The sequence below is a fragment of the Flavobacterium branchiicola genome (assembly GCF_018383905.1).
Classification (GTDB): Bacteria; Bacteroidota; Bacteroidia; order Flavobacteriales; family Flavobacteriaceae; genus Flavobacterium; species Flavobacterium branchiicola.
The window spans coordinates 326,033-341,455 of sequence record NZ_JAGYWA010000007.1 but is presented as its reverse complement, the minus strand read 5'-3'; the positions used below and the strand labels follow the sequence as shown (position 1 = coordinate 341,455).

Genomic DNA, 15,423 nt, shown 5'->3' with positions numbered 1-15,423 from the left:
TTTAAGAAACAGCTCTTGGCAAAAATGAGCTGTTTTTTTTGTGCTTTACTTTTTGATAAAACCTACTTTACAAAACCTTAGAAATCAAGTACAAAAAAGAAGATAAAAGTTAGCAAATCGTAAAATTTCGTCCTTTTAAAAACGTTGAAAAATAATAATCAAATTAACTAAAACGTTTAAAATAATTCAAATTTTAACCTATAACGCTTTCGTAAATGAGAATACAGCATAGAAATTGGCAAATACAGTTGTTAAAATAACACACATTCCAGAGTAATTTAGCATCAGAGAATTAAACTAATAATTTAAAAACTAACAGTTATGAAAAAGATTTTAAAATTGAGTTTAGTATGCGTAATACTTTTCACAGGAATCAGCAGTTATGCGATTGACGGAAAAATTGATGAGTTAAACCTTCATGTATTAAAAGGAAATGGAAAACTGATTACGTTCGCTCTTAATCAGACCAAAAAAGCCAACCTTTCTATCTATGACAAACAGGGAAATTTAATTTACTCTGAAACTGCTTCAGGTAAAGACGGAATATTAAGATCTTTTAGTTTAGAAGAATTTCCGCAAGGAATTTATTTCTTAGAAATTGAAGACAGTGCAAAAAAAGTAAGATATGAAATCAACATAAATGACGAAACTTCGGTTTTATCATCAAAAGCAGTTTCATCAGTTTATAAAGCAGGATTTTCTGCTAAAAATACCAGCGTAGCAGTACGCTAAAAAAGTTATACTTTTCATAAGAGTATAAGGTTAGATAGTTAGTAAAGTAAAAACGTGATTGTTTTAAAACAGCTCTTTGTGGTTATTGAGCTGTTTTTTTTGCTTTAAACTGAACAAAAAAATACCCGAAAAATATTTTAAGAAACCTATTCTTAATAAATCTATTGAACTGATTTTTATCGCATTAAAAAAATCAATAAAAAATAAAACCGCAAGCCCCGTATTTACGTACATAGCGTAAACAAAATACAGAAATAGTTTTAATTCAGCATTTTAACGTTCTAAAAAAGCGATTTTTTTGCATAAAATTAATTTTGTATTTGTAGTTTTGAATCGTTCCACATTTAGTAATAAACATTTAAAAAAAACATGACAAGATTTACCAAGACCGGGTTAGTTGCTGCCTTTTTTTTAGCGACATTATTTACCTATGCCATTGATGGAAAAGGGGATTATATTTTAAATATAAAAACCGGAAACGGAAAAGTTGAAAGCTTTACAGTAGACAACTCTTCTTTTTCAATCTACGATCAAAACCACAATTTACTTTATGCGGGTGATTCTGCAGCAAACAAACTTGAAATTTCAAAAACAATAAGTCTGGAGGATTTACCTGCCGGAACTTACGTTTTGGAGGTTAAAGCAAATGAAAAAATTGCGAAACACGAAATTAAAGTTGCTGCTAAAAAAGTAAAAACGGTAAAGCTTGACGAAAGTGTAAACCAAAGTCCTTCTTTCCGTCGTTAACATCCTTTTTGTCCCCAAAAAAAGATTAAAAAGCAGCTCGTTCCAGGAGCTGCTTTTTTTTGTTTACTTGATTTCTTTTCTTAGAGCAAAACCTATTTTTACCATTTGCCAAAAAAGAATTGTTTCTGATGGAATCAGTATTTCCCGAGATTCTCTGTAAAGAGAAGAATGTACAAAAGCATATATATAATCCAGAAAATCAAAAAGGGTAAAACTTTGTCTGTATTCTGCCCGCACCTCATCGCTGTTTGCAAAACAAATGTTTCCCGTTTCTTTTTCGTCCAGAAAAACTAAACCCGAATACTTTGCAAATAAGTTTACGATTTCAGTATTTATTGTAGTTGTTTTATTTTCTGATCCCTGAAAAAATGTATTGAGAGTAAAACTGATTTCTGTATCATTTTGGGAAATTTCAAAAGCAATATTTTCCAAATCAACTAGATCAGAATATTTTATGTTCTGTTGTGGAGGCGATTTTTTTATTCGATTTAGATAATATTGTGTTGTCATGATGAAAAAATAGTATAAATATAAAGTTATAGTATATAATTCATATAAAGGTGAAAGCACGATTATTAAACGTTTTTTCAGCTTACAGAAAAATCTAAGACATAATGTAAGTTATTTTTTATAATTGACTTAAATTATCGATAAAATCAAAAAAAACACTGCTTAATTACATGCTATGTTATTGATTTAGATATATTTGCAAAACAAAACTTACTACACGCCTCAAAAATAACAAACAAAATTTAAGAGATTAACCCTACCAAAAACAACTAATAAAAACCATTCTTCTAAACTAAATATTTATGCAGAAACAACTCGTTTTTTTAGTCGTATTGATTGTTTTTTCATTTCGTGTTGCGGCACAAACTGAAAAAGTTTTTATAACAGATAAAGTAAGCGACAAATACGCTTATGTCGATGTAACCAAAATTTACGAAAGAGTTGCTGCAAAAGGCTACAAATCTATTGACCTGTTTCAGAAATTAGGAAACTCGTTTTACTCTGAAGATAAACTCGAAAAAGCGGCAACGTGGTACGGCGAACTTTTTGACATGACTTCAGATCTCGAACCGATATATTATTATCGTTATGCAGAATCGTTACGTTTTATCTGCCAAAACGAAAAAGCCGACGCCATTATCGAAAAGCTCAAACGCAAAAACAAAACAATAATAAAAAAGAAGGTTTGATCTATTTGAAAACCTCGTAAAACATAAAAAACCTCTCATTTCTGAGAGGTTTTTCTATTTCTGATTTAGGACGGATTAAAATCCATCCCTACAATATGATTCGTTCCTACTGAACTTTTAAAACACACACAATATTGTCATTCTGAGGAACGAAGAATCTTCGCAAGAAACTCCACAAAGATTGACGACAAACTATGCGTTGGACGGATTAAAATCCATCTCTACAATATGATTCGTTCCTATGGAACTTTTAAATAATACAGACAATATTTGTCATTTCGACGGAGGAGACCCGAGCGATAGCGAATAGGCGAAGCAAATCGCACACGAAACTCGACACAGCATATCGCCAATCTTTGTCGAAATTCTAGTGCGATTTCTACTTACGTCGAAATGACAAACTGGCCGTAAATTCTGGGCTCACAAACAAAACACTCGCATTAGCAAAGAAAATTTATTTTCTATATATTTGAAATATGAACGAAAACATAAAAGATATATCAATCAGGCGAGCTGTAAATACAGATTTACCAAAACTTGCCGAATTTCTACAATTTTTAGTAAATGCAGAAAGACCCTACGACCCAACATTAAAAGAGGGTGAGATTTTTTATTATGATATACAGGAGCTTATTTTAGACAGCAAGAGCGAAGTTTTGGTTGTAGACTTTAACAATCAGATTATTGGTTGCGGATATGGCCAAATTCGAACTGCTCTGCCCTATCAGATACATGAACTATACGGATATCTTGGTTTTATGTACGTTGATCCAGAATTTAGAGGAAAAGGTCTCATTAAACTATTAATTAACGAACTTAAAAAATGGGTTCGATCTCAAGGAATAACCGAAGTTAGATTACAGGTTTATTCTGAAAATGAAGCGGCAGTCAACGCGTATAAAAAGGTGGGATTTGCACCAATATCGACAACTATGCGTTGTGACATAAGCGAAATGGATGAGAATTAAATAAGAAAAGCATTCGTCAACACGAATGCTTTTCTTTTTTTTTTCAATTACTATTTCTGATTGAGCAATTTCTCCAAATATTCATTTTTGTCTTTTTCCGTCTGAAGCAAACGTTCATAAAGCTTTTTATTTTCTTCTACAGCTTCCATTAATTTATCTAATGGATTGAATGTGCAATTGTTATTATTTCCAAAATGACTATCATTTACAACTTCATTAAAAGTATTGAAATAGTTAATCATTCCTTCTTCTGAAAAGTTTTTAATTGCTTCTGCTGTTACACCAAGTGCTTTTGCTATTTCACTAAGTCTATCTTCTTCAATAGTTTCGCTGTTTTCAATAGCCGAAATTGTTTGTTGACTAATGCCTAAAGCCTGCGCCAAAGCTTCCTGCTTCATATCACGAAGTTCACGAATACGGCTTATTTTTCGCCCTATATGATTTGGTTTTGTTAGTGTGCTCATAATTCAAAGATAATAATTAAGTGTTAGAAACCTCAACAAGTAAAAAACTTATTTGATCGGTTCAATACCAACCAAAACGGTTCGGTACGATACAATCTATTTCTTCCTTCGCCGAACAAAACAAAAGTACAATTTTTCTTATAATTATATTGTAAAAGTCAAATTGTAAAACAATTATCTAACACCAAATAAATATATGCCTTATGGAAACTAACGAAACTAAAAACCTAGATCGTCTAAAAGAATTAACTGCTTTGTATTTCACAATGCTAAAACCTGCCGAAGACAATTCACAAAAACAAATCGCCCAAATCAAAGTCTTAAACTATTTCGAACTCGGCTGCCTCATTACCGATATGATAAAACTCTGCATTCTGGCACTCGACAATGATATGCATAATGTTCAAGAGAAGAAAAAAGATTCTATAGATGTGAGTTTGGTTCTGGAAACGGTTCTTTCTATTTTTCCTTTGGATGAAATGGAGTTTTTGGGATATGTTGGAGAGGTTGTTGAATAATTATATTCCAACCCAACAAACACACAATCTTGTCATTTCGACCGAAGGGAGAAATCGCACTCGGAAATCGACAATGCAAATCGCCAATCTTTGTAGAAATACTAATGTGATTTCTCCCTTCGGTCGAAATGACAAATTGGAGAGGATAAACTTTGCGTTCATGAGTTGGACGCTAACGTTAAAAGGAGAATCTTTAACTTAATTCCTCTAATGCAAGTGAAGCATTTGCTAACTGTTGTGACCAAAAACCATGGCGCTTTCCATTTTTAAATGTTGGAGAAGCGTTTCTTCTAATATCTTTAATTTTATCTTTAGAATTTTGTAACAATACTTCAAGTGATTCTTTTTTTGAAGAAGAATCAATACGATTTATACAATTTTTAGGAATATGATGTGACTTTAACCTCCCGTCACCTCTATAATCATTAGATTTATAATTATCAACAGCAGTAATTTTGAATAATTTTTTGAACTCAAGTTCATCATAAACTAAAAATCCTTTTGCATGAGCTTTTTCTCCAATGGCCAAAAACTGATCTTCAACAATTAACAAATACCCATCATCCTTAAGAAGTTTAAACGGAGAGGTTACAGAATTGAACAAATTAAGCCACTCGTTAGGGTCAACTTCATGAAATACATTACACATCACAATTATGTCGAATGTTTTTTCATCATGTGAGGATAGCATTTTAGTCACTTCATTAAAGTATCTATCATCTGAACTATCATAAATATCTTCAAATACTTTTCTACAAATCTTTTTATTTTCTTCAAATTTATCGTATCCATAAAAATCCAACCACTCAGTGATTTCTGAATTTCTTAACCTTTCATTCTCATATATAGTAGAAAGCAATCTTCCTTTTCCAATCCCAAAATCTAAAACTTTAAGTTTTTCACCTTTGGTTGCTCGATCTTTTATTATTTCGTGAATTTGTGCAACTTGAGGATCTTTTGATCCAGTTATTAATACTTCAGGATAAAACAAACTTTCATACGCAAACTTATTACTTCCCATCTGAGCAGGTAAAGATAAAAAATGAGACAATTTCTCGATTTCTTCTTCATTTCCTAGCAGTCCTTTCAAAACAGTTTCAGGAATATCTCCCGAATAAGAAATTTTTCCTTCATCAATATACCAAATACATGAAGGATCGAAGTGAGCTAGGACATTAATTGAGTGTGTTGCAATCCATAACTGTCCATTTTTGATATGAGGAATAATTTTATCAAGAACTTCAATTAAAGCTGCTGGATGCAAGTGATTTTCAGGCTCATCCATAAATATGACCACATTTTCTAGATTAACTTCTTGCGCATAAAGTGCCATACAAAATTGTAACAGAATTATTTGACCATTCGAAAGGTTTGCTTCACCAATACGTTTGCCAAAAATTTCAGGATAGCCTTCTTTAGTTCTTTTTAAATCTGTATTCAGAAATAATTTTATGTAGCTTTTTAATTTTTCATACTGAAGTAATATTTCTTTTCTCTCTTCTTCACTCACATTCGAATCGTCTGGCACGCTTGCTTCTACAAAATTTCTTTGAATCTTTTCTATTGCAGAAATGGCTCCAAGCGAAACGTGATTCATACCTACATTATAAATTAATTTCGCATGACCATCACGTTGTTGTGGAGTAATAGTAAAACTGTCGACAAGATTTAAAGTTTGAGGCACAAAATCAACTAATACATTATCTTCTTTTTCAGGATAAAGAGAAAAATAAGTTGCCTTTTTCAAAATATCTTTTTGGTCCTCAATATCTCTCTCATAATTTTTAATTATTGTTTTTCTTTCATCCTGTGTTGTTGCACTGAAATCTTTTATTACGTTTTTCTCTTCTCTTATTATTGCATCTTGCCTTCGTTTAATAATTTGCGAAGTAACTCGCTGTCGCAGTGCATTTGGAACATTATTAACTTCTTCCTTAATTAATTTTAACGTTCTACTTTTTCCTGAACCATTTTTTCCTGCTATCAATACAACATCTCCTAAACGATCCATTAAGATTGGCTGTAGACCTAATTTGGATGTGACTTCTTCATTTAAATTCACTTTCTTTATTTTCATATTTTTAATTTGGCTATTTAGTTAGATTTTGAAGGTTTTCCTAAAAACGAAAATATAACTTTAATTTGATAGAGTCTTCTAAAGTAGCATCGAATATTTTTTCAAATAAAAAACGCATTTAGTTAAATTAACCAAATGCGTTTTTAAAAAATTATACAAACTAAATCCTACATATTCCTTCTATACTGCCCGCCAACTTCAAACAACGCCGAAGTAATCTGACCTAAAGAACAAACCTTTGTCGCTTCCATTAAATAATCGAATAAGTTTTCGTTTTTAATTGCTGCTTCCTGTAGTTTATTTAAATGCTCATTTACTTTTGCTTCGTGGAAATTATGCAGGTTGTCGAGCATTGTAATTTGATATTGTTTTTCTTCTTCAGTTGCACGAATAACCTCAGCCGGAATTACCGTTGGCGAACCTTTTGAACTCAGGAAAGTATTTACACCCACAATTGGGAAATCTCCGTTGTGTTTTAGGGTTTCGTAATACAAACTTTCTTCCTGAATTTTAGATCTTTGGTACATCGTTTCCATTGCACCAAGAACTCCGCCTCTTTCTGTGATTCTGTCGAATTCTTGTAAAACGGCTGCTTCAACCAAATCAGTCAATTCTTCGATAATGAAAGAACCCTGAATTGGGTTTTCGTTTTTGGCTAGACCTAATTCTTTATTAATAATCAACTGAATCGCCATGGCACGACGTACAGATTCTTCTGTTGGTGTTGTAATTGCTTCGTCGTAAGCGTTGGTATGCAATGAATTACAGTTGTCATAAATTGCATACAAAGCCTGTAAAGTCGTTCTGATATCGTTAAAATCAATTTCCTGCGCGTGCAACGAACGTCCTGAGGTCTGAATATGATATTTAAGCATTTGTGCTCTTTCGTTGGCTCCGTATTTGTTTTTCAGGGCTTTTGACCAGATTTTACGTGCCACACGACCAATTACAGAATATTCCGGATCAACTCCGTTAGAGAAGAAGAAAGATAAGTTTGGTCCAAAATCATTGATGTTCATTCCACGGCTCAAATAATATTCCACGTAAGTGAAACCATTAGAAAGCGTAAATGCCAATTGCGTAATTGGGTTTGCTCCCGCCTCGGCAATATGATATCCTGAAATCGAAACCGAATAGAAATTACGAACGTTTTTGGTAATAAAATATTCCTGAACGTCACCCATTAATCGCAACGCAAATTCAGTTGAGAAAATACAGGTATTTTGCGCCTGATCTTCTTTTAAAATATCCGCCTGAACCGTTCCACGAACTTGTGATAACGTTTTTACTTTTATTTCGTTATAAACTTCCAAAGGTAAAACCTGATCTCCGGTAACACCCAAAAGCATTAATCCTAAACCATTATTTCCGTCTGGCAAATCGCCTTGGTATTTTGGTCTTTCGATTCCTTTTTCCTTATATATTTTGTTGATTTTAGCCTCAACTTCTTTTTCTAAATCATTGGCTTTGATGTACAATTCGCATTGTTGATCGATTGCCGCATTCATAAAGAAACCTAACAACATTGGCGCAGGCCCATTAATCGTCATACTTACCGAAGTCAAAGCATGAACTAAATCGAAACCTGAATATAGTTTTTTAGCATCGTCAAGACAACAAATCGAAACTCCTGCATTTCCAATTTTTCCGTAAATATCCGGACGCAAATCTGGATCGTTTCCGTACAAAGTTACACTGTCAAAAGCTGTCGAAAGACGTTTTGCCGGCATTCCAGCACTTACATAATGAAAACGTTTGTTGGTTCTTTCTGGTCCGCCCTCGCCCGCAAACATTCTCGACGGATCTTCGCCTTCACGCTTAAACGGATACAATCCAGATGCGAAAGGAAATTCTCCGGGAACATTTTCCTGTAGATTCCAACGCAGGATATCGCCCCAGCCTTCATATTTAGGCAAAGCAATTTTTGGGATTTGTAAATGCGATAAACTTTCAGAATGTGTCGCGATTTTAATTTCTTTATCACGAACCTTAAAGCTATAAACCGGATTTTTATATTTGGCAACTTTTTCATCCCAATTCAGGATAATTTCCCAATTGTAAGGATCTAAATCCATTTTTACTTTATCGAATTGATTTAGTAAAAGGTTTAGGAATATTCTGTTTTCATCGTGTTCAGCGATTCCGCCTGGCAACACTGTAGAATCGTCAATTCCTGCTTTTGTAATTTGTGGAACTTTTCCGGAAACCGATTCTATGGTTTTGAAAATTCCGTATAATTTCTGCGCTACTTTTTGCTGCGAAATTGCCATTTCATCATAACTTCTGTTATTTTCTGCAATTTCAGATAAATAACGTGTTCTGTGGGGCGGAATCACGAAGATTTTCTCGCTCATTTCCTTAGTGATTTCAAAAGTCGATTTCAAATCTGAAGCCGTTTTTTCTACCACTTTATCCATAATCGCTTTATAAAGCGTGTTCATTCCTGGATCGTTAAACTGCGAAGCAATCGTTCCGAAAACCGGCATTTCATCAGGGTTTTTATCCCATAAATTATGGTTGCGCTGATATTGTTTTTTTACATCACGAATCGCATCAAGCGCACCGCGTTTATCAAATTTATTTAAAGCTACTAAATCGGCAAAATCAAGCATGTCGATTTTCTCCAATTGTGTTGCAGCTCCAAATTCTGGTGTCATTACATATAAAGAAACATCAGAATGATCCATAATTTCAGTATCAGACTGACCAATTCCTGAAGTTTCCAAAATAATCAAATCGTATTTTGCGGCTTTTAGAACCTGAATCGCTTCGGCTACATATTTAGATAAAGCCAAATTTGACTGACGTGTTGCCAGCGAGCGCATATATACACGAGGATTATTTATGGCATTCATACGGATTCTGTCTCCTAAAAGTGCGCCTCCGGTTTTTCTTTTTGAAGGATCGACAGAAATTAATCCGATTGTTTTTTCCGGGAAATCAATTAAAAAGCGACGAACCAATTCGTCAACCAAAGAAGATTTTCCTGCTCCGCCCGTTCCTGTAATTCCCAAAACCGGAATTTTAGACGTAGCGTTGCTTTCGTGAATTTTATCAAAAACAGGTTTTGCAATTTCAGGGAAGTTTTCTGCCGCCGAAATTAAACGTGCAATTGCTGTTGGAATTTTATTTTCGATATGATCGATTTCTCCGTTTAACTGATCTCCAATTGGGAAATCGGCTCTTTGAACCAAATCATTAATCATTCCCTGAAGACCTAAAGAACGTCCATCATCCGGAGAATAAATTCTGGTAATACCATATTCGTGTAATTCTGATATTTCGCTTGGCAGAATTACTCCGCCTCCTCCACCAAAAATCTTGATATGCCCCGCTCCTTTTTCGCGTAGCAAATCATACATATATTTAAAGTATTCATTGTGCCCGCCCTGGTACGATGTCATAGCAATAGCATTGGCATCTTCCTGTATCGCGGTATTTACCACTTCTTCTACACTACGGTCATGCCCAAGGTGAATTACCTCGACTCCTGTTGACTGAATAATACGGCGCATAATATTAATTGCGGCATCATGTCCGTCAAAAAGTGAAGCAGCTGTGACAATTCTTACTTTATTTTTAGGAATATATGGTATTTGTTGTTCCATTTTATGAATATGATAATTTTAGGAGGGCAATTTACAAAATTTTTTAATATTTGATCATCGTAATAGCTTTATGTTAACAAAAAAATGAAATGTTTTTTTAGCAACCCGAAGCAACAAATTCTGAAACAAATTGATCTAAGTTAAAGAAACCTTAAAGACATGGCAATTTCGCAACATTTAGACAAAATCTGGAAACACTTTTTGCTGTTTCTGATAGTAATTTAGCATTGTAGAAAAACCCCAAATTTTTACCAAAACGCTCCAATCTAAAAGTAGTAACGTAAAAATTAAAATGAAAATGAAAACTCTATATTCCCTAAGTATAATTTTGGTTCTTAGCTTTACAATGGTTTCTTTTGAGAAGAACGAAAGCGATAAAAAGACTTTAATTACAAAAAATGCATTTGCAAATTTTAATGATTCAGAAACTAAAGTTAGCAACACAATTTTAAATGACTTCTTCAGAAGATATTCTGATCTAAAAAAATACAAATCTGATGTGTTGTCATTATATAAAAGCAGATCGTTTGGAACAATTTGGTATGATGAAGGCCAGATTAACGAATTTGCTTCTGTTCTATACGAAAAAGCAAAAAAAACAGATAATCTGACTATTCCGTATCAAAAAGAAATTGACCAGCTTTTTGATTCCTCAGAAACCAAACTTTCTAAAACGGATGCTGATATGCTTTTGAGTTCCTTATATATTGTATATACCAAAAAAAGCAATTCAGATTCTAAAAAATTGTCTTATGATGCGATGCTGAAAGATTTTCTGAATTACAGCACGATTGAAGAAGCGTCTGCAACAACCGTAAAAGATGATAAAGACCTTTTTGACCAATATTATAAATTACAAGGCGTTTTAAAACAATATAAAAAATTAGACCGATCTAATAAATGGAAACCAATTGTAACCGAAACTCCGTATAAAGAGTTACGTCCGGATGCGGTTTCAAATACTATTTCTCAAGTTAGAACGCGTTTGTATTTATTGGGAGATTTAAAACACGACTCAAAAAGCGATGTCTACGATCGCGAATTGATGGATGCTGTAATGAAATACAAAGTGCGTAATGGTTTTAAACCCAACTACATTCTTGCTGAAGAACATATTAAAGAAATGAATATTCCGATTGCTGATAAAGTAAAAACACTAACGCTTAATATGGAAAGATGTCGTTCTATTTCGTCATTGATTGTAAACAGCGACGAGTATGTTTTGGTAAATGTTCCATCGTATGAATTGTATTATGTCAAAAACGGAAAAGTGGTTTTAACATCAAGTGTTTTTGTTGGATCACCATTAACCAAAACAACCATTTTTAATGCCGAGATCGACCGAATTGTTTTCAGCCCTTACTGGACCGTGCCGCAAAGTATTGTAGATAACGAATTGAAATTGAAAATCGCTGCCGACCCCAATTATCTTGCCGATCATAATATGGAAATGGTAAACGGTCAGGTAAGACAAAAACCGGGTCCAGAAAACTCCTTGGGACTTGTAAAATTTATGTTTCCAAATCCTGATGATATTTACATGCACGATACGCCATCTAAAACCTTATTTGATTTTGAAAAAAGAACTTTTAGTCATGGTTGTGTAAATGTAAAAATGGCCAAAGAATTAGCCATTGCCATGCTTAAAGATTATCCGGAATGGACATCTGAAAAAATTGATAAAGCAATGGCGGGAAAAACCGAAAACAGTTTTAAACTATCTAAAAAAGTTCCAATCTATATTACCTATTTTACCTCTTGGGTAAATGATAAGGGCGAAATTGGTTTTTATCAGGATATTTACGAGAAAGATAATGAACTTAATGTTTTACCTTCTCCTCAGGAACCTATAGTGGCAAATTAATTTAAAGTCTGAATTAATCTAATCGGAAGCTTATTTATTAGGCTTCCGATTTTTTTTTATCAAAACTAAAAAATACCTTAAATTATTAATTTTAAATCCTTTATGTCTTATTTAAAAATAAAAACTGCCTGAAATTTGCATTGTATTTAATACCACTATTTATAATCTTAAAAATAAAATCAAAATGAAAACAAATAACATAGACGGACTTACTATTTTTGAAATTAATGTTTTAATTCAGCAAGGCGGAAAATTTGTAAAATTCCCTTACTTAAAAGGTGTGGTTAATAAAATTAAAACTTCAAATGTATACTTCGTACGTCCGGAAGAAAGACCAATAAAATACGCATTAAAACATTTTTTTACCAATTTCACGCTAAGTTTGCGTGTGTTTCCTCTTGCGCCACTTTATATTATCAAATCATTTTACTTCTTACTAAGAGGCGGAAAAGATTATACATTTACGATGTTAGAATCTTTAAATAAAAACAATCCGACCTATAATGCAGATGCATACGATTTTTATGATTTAAGCTGTTTACAACAAGTATAATCTAAAATTAAATTTGTAAACCAAATTGCATTAAATTCCATATTTTAGCTTACTAAAAAAATAAATATGGAAGATTCGAACGAATTGATTCAAAGAAAAAGCTGGTGGGACAGAAACTGGAAATGGTTTGTTCCAACCGGATGTTTAAGCCTGCTTGTACTTTTTGGATTGTTTATAGCCGGAATATTTTTTGGCGTTACCTCAATGATGGAAAACTCTGATGTTTTTAAGGAATCTATGATTGCGGTTAAGCACAACACAATTCTGATCGAAAAACTTGGAAACCCAATTGAAACTGACGGAGTAGTTTCCGGCAGCATAAGTACCTCCAATAATTCGGGAGATTGTAATCTTGAAATTCCGCTGAAAGGTCCTAAAGGAAAAGCTACATTGTTTGTTGTTGCCGAAAAAAGAGGAAAATGGAAATACAACGAAATGAAGGTGTATATTGAAAAAACTCAGGAAGAAATAGATTTATTGCAGAAGTAATTCTCACCGAATCGATCATAAAATAGTATACATGAGATTATTTACTTTTTCCTGTTTTTTGTTTTTTCAAAGCTTATTTCTGGCAGCACAAAGCCATGATAACTATAATACATTTACAAACAGAATCACATCATTTTCAAAACCAGCGGTCGTCTTATATAAAAACGTTGACGCAAAAGGAACTGGCTTTATCGAATTTACAAACGCAAAAAAACAAGTGCTCCGTTTTCGATTATTTAATCATAATGTAAAACCCGGACTTTGCAACATTGCTTTTGAATTGTATTATTATGAGAAAGATAATCTGAAAAGAATTGAATCACTTGATAGTAACGGAAAACTTATTGGCTGTACTATAAAACTAAACGGAGAAGCTGCTACCGAATACATAATTGAAAAACCAGACTTATATCTTAAAAAAAAGAAATTGATTGATGCCGCCGAAGGAAACATCAATATGAAAGATGACAGTAACGAAAAAATCATCAGAGTAAAATTATTTGATCAGAATAACATCTTAATAAAAGAAAAGAAACCTACCTACTTATCCAGTAAAACATATTGGGATTATACTATACGAATGTCGTGGCCGTAAATGAAAATTTATTAAAAGTATATTTTTGAAAGCTTTTAAATCTTTTTTCTAAAACAGTTTGCCTTTAAAATCAGAATATTAAAAATAGTTTCAAACTGCCGTTTTTATGGTGTTATGAAACTATTTTTTTTACAATAAATTCATCCTTTTACTTGTATTTTTAATTGTAATTTGGATATTTTTGGCAAAAATAAATTTATGAGAAAAATTACATTACTCCTATTAGCGATTGCACTTAGCAGTACTTCTTTTGCACAAAAAACTGATACAAACAAGAAGAAAGTTAAGATTAGCATTCCGAAATCAGATTTTTTCAAAAACATCAAAACGTACAACATTATCATTCAGGGTGATGATACCTGGGAAGCAAGTTTTGCCGACAAAAACACCAAGACTTTTGAACAAAATGTTACAAAAAACACTATTGAAGATTACAGTAAAAAAGATGCTGCAAATCCGGATGTAAGAGTTTTAATGGGGTTTAAAGGGCCAGCTTATAAAAGAGCTGATAATGGAACTTACCTTTTAGCTGGAGATTTTAAATATTTAGTGTTAGGCAAAAACAATGAAATTATATATGATTCAGGGTTAAATGCAAAATTATATTCGCCTACTTATACCAACGTTAAACCAACTCAAAATTTAGCAAATGATTTGAACAATATAGGCTATAATTACCTTAAGCTTAATAACATATTAGAAAACGAAAAAGAATTTGCTTTAAATTATGGTTTATTTGAAAAAGTAGAGGAATTTCCTGAACTGGCAGAATTTAATACCAAAACAGATGAGTTCTTAAACAAAATAGCAACTAATTCTTTAGATCAGTCTTATTTAACTGATTTAGAAAAATTCTATTTAGGTTATGTAGGTAAGGAATACAAAAAATTAAAACCAAAAGAGTACAATAAAGTTATTTACTTGAATTTGGCTTTAACAGAAATGTTTGCTTTAAATTTTGATAAAGCATTAGAATATCTTGAAACAGCAAAACAAGGTGCTGGAATGATGAGTATGTGGCCAGATGAAGCAAAAGCTAATATTACGAGTTTGACAGTAGTAAATCAAAAGGATTTCCCGGCTAAAGTTGAAAACCCAACATTCGATTCTGCTTATTATATTTACATTAATGGAAGTGTTACTCAAAACGGAAACACACTTACAGGAAAATTAAAAACAGATCGTTTTGCTAATCGTGAAGAAGGAAGCATTTTAAAATCAAATGATCCTACGCAATCTAGGGTTTGGCTTTATAAAGATAACGGTGAAGTTGATTTTGTGGTTGTTGATGCGAAAACTACTATTGTAACTGATAAAGGTCTTGAATTGAGATTTATCTCTTATAACAATGCTTTTATTCTGGTAGAAAAAACTGCCGATTCATGTTTTAAAAAATACGAATCAAATGCAAAAGAAATATACTGTGAGAAAGATGGTAAATTTGAAATAAAAAAATAATTTACACCGCTTTTCTGCAAAAAACTAAAAGAGATTCAATTATGTTGAATCTCTTTTTTTATTTAACAACCCCGTTAATTACCTGAAAAACAGAAATATTGTGGTTTAGCCCCGATAGCAATGGAAATCCTTTTGCTTTTTTTAGCAAAAG

General features: G+C 32.6%; 14 protein-coding genes. 10 read left to right on the top strand and 4 right to left on the bottom strand.

All coding sequences use genetic code 11. The features are described 5' to 3' along the window. Positions 1-321: 321 nt before the first annotated feature. Complete coding sequence (locus KHA98_RS18810) at positions 322-732, top strand: T9SS type A sorting domain-containing protein (protein WP_213259435.1); 411 nt, start codon at positions 322-324, stop codon at positions 730-732. A 369-nt stretch (positions 733-1,101) separates the two neighbouring features. Continuing rightward, positions 1,102-1,479, top strand: coding sequence for a secretion protein (locus tag KHA98_RS18805; protein WP_213259434.1), 378 nt, complete (start codon positions 1,102-1,104; stop codon positions 1,477-1,479). A 63-nt stretch (positions 1,480-1,542) separates the two neighbouring features. On the opposite strand, the gene KHA98_RS18800 is transcribed toward KHA98_RS18805, so the two are convergent. Further along, on the bottom strand, positions 1,543-1,989 hold the full coding sequence (locus KHA98_RS18800) for a hypothetical protein (RefSeq protein ID WP_213259433.1): 447 nt from the start codon (positions 1,987-1,989) through the stop codon (positions 1,543-1,545). Between the two features lie 302 nt (positions 1,990-2,291). On the opposite strand from KHA98_RS18800, the gene KHA98_RS18795 reads away from it, so the two are divergent. Beyond that, the gene (locus KHA98_RS18795; RefSeq protein WP_213259432.1) at positions 2,292-2,678 is read left to right on the top strand and encodes a flagellar motor protein MotB; all 387 of its coding nucleotides are present in this window, start codon (positions 2,292-2,294) and stop codon (positions 2,676-2,678) included. Between the two features lie 476 nt (positions 2,679-3,154). Then, positions 3,155-3,646: a GNAT family N-acetyltransferase gene (locus KHA98_RS18790; RefSeq protein WP_213259431.1), complete on the top strand. Its 492-nt coding sequence runs from the start codon at positions 3,155-3,157 to the stop codon at positions 3,644-3,646. A 50-nt stretch (positions 3,647-3,696) separates the two neighbouring features. Here KHA98_RS18790 and KHA98_RS18785 read toward each other — a convergent pair whose 3' ends face one another. Beyond that, positions 3,697-4,110 (bottom strand): helix-turn-helix domain-containing protein, encoded by a 414-nt coding sequence (locus KHA98_RS18785; protein ID WP_213259430.1) that lies wholly within the window; start codon positions 4,108-4,110, stop codon positions 3,697-3,699. 203 nt (positions 4,111-4,313) lie between these two features. Between KHA98_RS18785 and KHA98_RS18780 the strand changes: the two genes are divergently transcribed. Continuing rightward, complete coding sequence (locus tag KHA98_RS18780) at positions 4,314-4,628, top strand: hypothetical protein (RefSeq protein WP_213259429.1); 315 nt, start codon at positions 4,314-4,316, stop codon at positions 4,626-4,628. 193 nt (positions 4,629-4,821) lie between these two features. Here the strand turns inward: KHA98_RS18780 and KHA98_RS18775 are convergent, their stop codons facing one another. Beyond that, positions 4,822-6,705, bottom strand: a complete 1,884-nt coding sequence (locus KHA98_RS18775; protein WP_213259428.1) for an AAA family ATPase — start codon at positions 6,703-6,705, stop codon at positions 4,822-4,824. A 167-nt stretch (positions 6,706-6,872) separates the two neighbouring features. Next, positions 6,873-10,313 carry a methylmalonyl-CoA mutase family protein gene (locus KHA98_RS18770; protein ID WP_213259427.1) on the bottom strand — a complete coding sequence of 1,147 codons (3,441 nt, stop codon included), beginning with the start codon at positions 10,311-10,313 and terminating at the stop codon, positions 6,873-6,875. A gap of 298 nt (positions 10,314-10,611) precedes the next feature. Between KHA98_RS18770 and KHA98_RS18765 the strand changes: the two genes are divergently transcribed. From KHA98_RS18765 to KHA98_RS18745, 5 genes are all read left to right on the top strand, one after another. After that, positions 10,612-12,177, top strand: coding sequence for a L,D-transpeptidase family protein (locus KHA98_RS18765; protein WP_213259426.1), 1,566 nt, complete (start codon positions 10,612-10,614; stop codon positions 12,175-12,177). Between the two features lie 184 nt (positions 12,178-12,361). Beyond that, positions 12,362-12,730 carry a hypothetical protein gene (locus tag KHA98_RS18760; RefSeq protein ID WP_213259425.1) on the top strand — a complete coding sequence of 123 codons (369 nt, stop codon included), beginning with the start codon at positions 12,362-12,364 and terminating at the stop codon, positions 12,728-12,730. Positions 12,731-12,796: 66 nt separating this feature from the next. Further along, on the top strand, positions 12,797-13,219 hold the full coding sequence (locus KHA98_RS18755; protein ID WP_213259424.1) for a cytochrome c oxidase assembly factor Coa1 family protein: 423 nt from the start codon (positions 12,797-12,799) through the stop codon (positions 13,217-13,219). A gap of 31 nt (positions 13,220-13,250) precedes the next feature. Beyond that, complete coding sequence (locus KHA98_RS18750) at positions 13,251-13,814, top strand: hypothetical protein (protein ID WP_213259423.1); 564 nt, start codon at positions 13,251-13,253, stop codon at positions 13,812-13,814. 198 nt (positions 13,815-14,012) lie between these two features. Then, positions 14,013-15,272: a hypothetical protein gene (locus KHA98_RS18745; protein WP_213259422.1), complete on the top strand. Its 1,260-nt coding sequence runs from the start codon at positions 14,013-14,015 to the stop codon at positions 15,270-15,272. Positions 15,273-15,423 lie beyond the last annotated feature (151 nt).

Excerpts from the sequence above, each read along its gene's own strand:
- KHA98_RS18810 (WP_213259435.1), top strand. The coding sequence starts at position 322 with ATGAAAAAGATTTTAAAATTGAGTTTAGTATGCGTAATACTTTTCACA.
- KHA98_RS18805 (WP_213259434.1), top strand. The coding sequence starts at position 1,102 with ATGACAAGATTTACCAAGACCGGGTTAGTTGCTGCCTTTTTTTTAGCG.
- KHA98_RS18800 (WP_213259433.1), bottom strand. The coding sequence starts at position 1,989 with ATGACAACACAATATTATCTAAATCGAATAAAAAAATCGCCTCCACAA.
- KHA98_RS18795 (WP_213259432.1), top strand. The coding sequence starts at position 2,292 with ATGCAGAAACAACTCGTTTTTTTAGTCGTATTGATTGTTTTTTCATTT.
- KHA98_RS18790 (WP_213259431.1), top strand. The coding sequence starts at position 3,155 with ATGAACGAAAACATAAAAGATATATCAATCAGGCGAGCTGTAAATACA.
- KHA98_RS18785 (WP_213259430.1), bottom strand. The coding sequence starts at position 4,110 with ATGAGCACACTAACAAAACCAAATCATATAGGGCGAAAAATAAGCCGT.
- KHA98_RS18780 (WP_213259429.1), top strand. The coding sequence starts at position 4,314 with ATGGAAACTAACGAAACTAAAAACCTAGATCGTCTAAAAGAATTAACT.
- KHA98_RS18775 (WP_213259428.1), bottom strand. The coding sequence starts at position 6,705 with ATGAAAATAAAGAAAGTGAATTTAAATGAAGAAGTCACATCCAAATTA.
- KHA98_RS18770 (WP_213259427.1), bottom strand. The coding sequence starts at position 10,313 with ATGGAACAACAAATACCATATATTCCTAAAAATAAAGTAAGAATTGTC.
- KHA98_RS18765 (WP_213259426.1), top strand. The coding sequence starts at position 10,612 with ATGAAAACTCTATATTCCCTAAGTATAATTTTGGTTCTTAGCTTTACA.
- KHA98_RS18760 (WP_213259425.1), top strand. The coding sequence starts at position 12,362 with ATGAAAACAAATAACATAGACGGACTTACTATTTTTGAAATTAATGTT.
- KHA98_RS18755 (WP_213259424.1), top strand. The coding sequence starts at position 12,797 with ATGGAAGATTCGAACGAATTGATTCAAAGAAAAAGCTGGTGGGACAGA.
- KHA98_RS18750 (WP_213259423.1), top strand. The coding sequence starts at position 13,251 with ATGAGATTATTTACTTTTTCCTGTTTTTTGTTTTTTCAAAGCTTATTT.
- KHA98_RS18745 (WP_213259422.1), top strand. The coding sequence starts at position 14,013 with ATGAGAAAAATTACATTACTCCTATTAGCGATTGCACTTAGCAGTACT.